Raw genomic sequence first — 4,206 nt, 5'->3', positions numbered from 1 at the left:
TGTCTCCCTCCTCCGCCTCGCGATCTACGTGCCCCAGCCCCGCTCCTTGATCCACGCCCCTATTGCCGGGCGCTCTAAGCAGTCGGCTCGTCAGCGAGGCAGAAACGGTAGCCGACACCGCGGATGCTCTCGATCAGGTGAGGGTGCTCGGTATTTCCGGTATCCCCGAGACGGCTACGCAGGCGGCGTACGTGCACGGCCAGCGTGTTGGTCTCATGGCTGGTCGTCCCCCAGACACGTTCGAGCAGCGTCTGGCGGGTGACCACGGACCCGGCCCGCTCAAGCAGGATGCGCAGCAGCCTGAACTCCTGCGGGGGCAGCCGCACCGGTATGCCGTCCACCCGAACCTCGTACGCGATCGTGTTCAGGGTGACCCCTCCGACCCGCAGCACCCCCGGCTCGGTCCGGTCCACTCCGAAGCCCCGGACGGACCGAACCAGCCCCAGCACCTCGTTGATCCGGTACGGCTTGACAACGCAGGCACTCGCGCCTGCCTCCAACCCTGCCGCGGCCTGCCGCCGGTCCTGTGGGCCGACCCCGAGCAGAATCGGAATGTCGTCGCGGGTGCGGACGGTCCGCACCACGGTCACACCGTCGATGATCGGCAGACGCGCGGAGACGAGCACGACCGCCGGTGCCAGGCGACCGATCTCCAGCAGTGCGCGCGCACCGTCCACCACGACGCTGACCTCGACACCGTGGTCGGCGAGGGCGGACAGAAGCTCAGTGTCCGCGGCTGCGTCGGCAACCAGCAGTGTGGGGCTCCGGGCGCCCGGTAGGTCGATCTCCTCTCCGGAGCGACGCTGCTCCGGAGCGGGGGACTCCTCTTCAAATGGCTGCACGAGATGCATCCGCGTAGTCACAATGAATTCGGGTGAGCTCGGGGTCACCAACTGTCGGGTTCAGCCGAAGCGCCCGGTGATGTACTCCTCGGTGCGCTTTTGACTCGGCTTGGAAAAAATCTTCTCCGTCTTGTCCATCTCCACCAACCGTCCTGGATCGCCGGTCTTGTCGAGAGTGAAGAACGCCGTCGTGTCACTGACCCGGGCAGCCTGCTGCATGTTGTGCGTCACGATGACAATGGTGTAACTCGACTTGAGCTCGGCGATCAGATCTTCGATGGCCAGGGTGGAGATCGGATCAAGGGCGGAACACGGCTCATCCATGAGCAGCACCTGCGGTTCGACGGCGATGGCCCGCGCGATACACAGCCGCTGCTGCTGTCCACCGGAAAGGCCTGCGCCGGGCCGGGCGAGACGGTCCTTGACCTCCTCCCACAGGTTGGCGCCGCGCAGCGACTGCTCGACCCGCTCGTCGAGCAGTGCCTTCTTGCGCGTGCCATTCAGCTTCAGCCCGGCGATGACGTTCTCGTAGATGGACATCGTCGGGAACGGATTCGGCCGTTGGAAGACCATGCCGACGGTACGGCGCACGTTCACCGGGTCGACCCCGGCACCGTAGAGGTCCTGGCCGTCCATGCGGACCTGGCCCTCGACCCGGGCGCCGGGCAGCACCTCGTGCATGCGGTTGAGCGTCCGCAACACGGTGGATTTTCCGCAGCCGGACGGCCCGATGAACGCGGTGACGTGCTTCGGCTCGATGCTGAAGTGGATGTCGGAGACGGCTTTGAAATTCCCGTAGTAGGCGGTCAGCCCGGAAACGTCGATACGGGTCGCCATGAGTTACCTCGGCTCGTTGCGCCGTGCCGGTGCGGTGACCTGCACGGACTGCATGGACGGTGCGGACGGTGCGGAAAACATGACAGGCACGGGCGACAGCGACAGCGACAGCATCACCGATCACCGAACCCGGGCGAACCGGGCGACCATCCGGGCCATGACGTTCAGCAACATCACAAGGACGATGAGCGTGAGCGCGGCGGCCCAGGCCCGGTCGACGGCCACCTGCTGCGGTGCGCCAGCCTCCGTATAGATGTAAAGCGGCAGTGCCGACTGCGGCCCGGAGAACGGGTTGAAGTTGATGGAGGGGGACCCGAAGACGGTCAGCAACAGGGGCGCCGTTTCGCCGGCGACACGGGCCACAGCGAGCATGATGCCGGTCACAATGCCTGGCAGAGCCGTCGGTACGACAATCTTGAGGATGGTTCGCCACCGGGTGACACCCAACGCGTAACTGGCCTCGCGAAGATCGTCTGGGACGAGTTTGAGCATCTCCTCGGTGGACCGCACGACGATGGGAATCATCAGAATGGTCAGGGCGAGCGCACCGGCGAAACCGGACGGCTGCTGGCCGAGCGCGAGAAGGTAAAACGCGAGGATGAACAGACCCGCGATGACCGACGGCAGACCGGTCAGCACGTCCACGAAGAAACTGATAGTCCGGCTGATCCGCCCACGGCCGTATTCGACCAGATAGACCGCGACCAGCATGCTGAAGGGAACCGCGAACAGACTGGCCAGTGCGATCTGTTCCAGGGTTCCGATCAGAGCGTGGTAAAGGCCGCCGCCGGCGTCCCGCGCCCCGATGTTTCGCATGGAGGTGGTCAGGAAGTCGTAGTTGATCCGCTGCGCACCCTTGGCGATCACACTGGCCAGCACCGCGACCAGCGGGATGAGCGCGAGCAGGAAGGCAAGGTAGACCAGCGTTGTGACGAACCGGTCAACGGCCTTGCGGGCGCCTTCGACCATGACGGACGCCACGCTCTGGCCGATCAGGTAGAGCGAACCGGCAATCAGTACGAACTGAATCCTGCTGTCTATCGGTGCCACGACGTACAGCAGGATGGTGGCCACGACGGCACCGGCACCGATGGCCGCGAGGGTGGTCATCGGTAGCTTCTGACCGGTCAGGTCCATGCCGCCCGGGCTGGTCGCCGGGGCGATAGTCGTTGTACTCATGCAGCGGTCCCCGAGAATTCACGCCGACGGGCAATGACGGCACGGGCTATTATGTTGACAAGCATCGTGACGATGAACAGGACGAGACCGGAGGCGATGAGAGCTCCCCGGCCGATGCTGTTGGCCTCGGCGAAACCGTTCGCCACGTTCGCCGCGATCGTGTTGCCAGCCGGTGACAGGATATGCCAGGAGATTCCGAAGGACGCGGGAAGCACCAGCGCGACCGCGATCGTCTCACCCATCGCCCGGCCGAGTCCCAGCATCGACGCGCTGATCACGCCAGGCTTGCCGTACGGCAGCACCGCTGTTCGGATCATCTCCCAACGGGTCGCGCCGAGCGCAAGCGCCGCCTCCTTGTGCGCGGTCGGCACCTGGAGGAAGACCTCGCGGGAGATCGCGGCCACAATCGGCAGGATCATGATGGCCAGGACGACGGATGCGACGAAGATGGACCGACCGACGAGGCCTTCACTCGTGCTGAACAGGGGGATCCAGCCGAAGTAATCCGTGAGCCACTGCTGCAGGCCGTTCATCCGCGGGACGAGAACAATCAGACCCCAGAGCCCGAAAACAACGCTGGGGACCGCTGCCAGCAGGTCGACGATGAACGCCAGTGACGTGGCGAGACGCCGCGGGGCGTATACCGTGATGAACAGCGCGATGCCGACCGCCACCGGCACGGAGATGGCCATTGCAATGGTCGCCGTGAGTAGCGTGCCGAACAGCAGCGCCGCGATTCCGAAGAACGGCGGAGCTTGGTTGGGGAACCACTCGGTCGTCGTGAAGAAGTTTCCGGTGTTGGCATCCAACGCGCTCGTCGCCTCAAGGACCAGGAAGGCTGCGATCACCGCGATGAGGACCAGGAGACCGATACCGGCCGTGCGGGTCAGATTCTTGAAGAACACGTCCCCGGGGCTGACCCGCGCATGCTCACTGCTGCTGATGGGCTCCTTGACCGCCAGCGGCACGTCGTCGCTCGACGGGCCTGTGCCCCGGCCGTCCGACTCACTGCTCATCATGCCTCTCAACAGGTGGTGTCGGACGGTGTGCCCGTCCGCCTCATGACGGGCGGGCACACCGGCGTGGTCGTCCGGTCAGAACCCGTGGCTCCGGCCGGAGTGCGAATGACCGATTACGAAATGGTCGCCACCACCGAGCTCACCTTCGTGGCAAGATCGGTCGGCAGCGGAGCGTATCCGAGATTGGCGATAGCGGCCTGACCAGCGGTGGAGGATGTGTAGGTCAGGAACGACTTCACCAGCGTGGCCTGGCTCGCCGGCAGACCCTTGGTGCAAGTGATTTCATAGGTGACCAGGTAGATCGGGTAAGCGCCCGGGGTGGTCGCCGC

General features: G+C 65.1%; 4 protein-coding genes and 1 pseudogene. All 5 read right to left on the bottom strand.

The annotated features are described in order from the left end of the window. Window positions 1-74: 74 nt before the first annotated feature. Window positions 75-842 carry a response regulator transcription factor gene (locus U9978_RS12230; protein WP_416210945.1) on the bottom strand — a complete coding sequence of 256 codons (768 nt, stop codon included), beginning with the start codon at window positions 840-842 and terminating at the stop codon, window positions 75-77. Between the two features lie 60 nt (window positions 843-902). Further along, complete coding sequence (pstB, locus tag U9978_RS12225; protein WP_322761221.1) at window positions 903-1,679, bottom strand: phosphate ABC transporter ATP-binding protein PstB; 777 nt, start codon at window positions 1,677-1,679, stop codon at window positions 903-905. Window positions 1,680-1,799: 120 nt separating this feature from the next. Continuing rightward, the gene (gene pstA / locus U9978_RS12220) at window positions 1,800-2,858 is read right to left on the bottom strand and encodes a phosphate ABC transporter permease PstA (RefSeq protein WP_322761220.1); all 1,059 of its coding nucleotides are present in this window, start codon (window positions 2,856-2,858) and stop codon (window positions 1,800-1,802) included. Continuing rightward, a complete protein-coding gene (gene pstC / locus U9978_RS12215) occupies window positions 2,855-3,874 on the bottom strand; it encodes a phosphate ABC transporter permease subunit PstC (RefSeq protein ID WP_322761219.1) in 1,020 nt (339 codons plus the stop codon). The genes pstA and pstC overlap by 4 nt, the downstream gene beginning before the upstream one ends. Before the next feature lie 116 nt (window positions 3,875-3,990). Further along, window positions 3,991-4,206: pseudogene (locus U9978_RS12210) on the bottom strand (phosphate ABC transporter substrate-binding protein PstS); the annotation flags it as partial.

The sequence above is a fragment of the Protofrankia sp. Cr2 genome (genome assembly GCF_963555885.1).
Classification (GTDB): domain Bacteria; phylum Actinomycetota; class Actinomycetes; order Frankiales; family Frankiaceae; genus Protofrankia.
This window is presented reverse-complemented; position numbering and strand designations above follow the sequence as displayed.

Excerpts from the sequence above, each read along its gene's own strand:
- pstB (WP_322761221.1), bottom strand. The coding sequence starts at position 1,679 with ATGGCGACCCGTATCGACGTTTCCGGGCTGACCGCCTACTACGGGAAT.
- pstA (WP_322761220.1), bottom strand. The coding sequence starts at position 2,858 with ATGAGTACAACGACTATCGCCCCGGCGACCAGCCCGGGCGGCATGGAC.
- pstC (WP_322761219.1), bottom strand. The coding sequence starts at position 3,874 with ATGAGCAGTGAGTCGGACGGCCGGGGCACAGGCCCGTCGAGCGACGAC.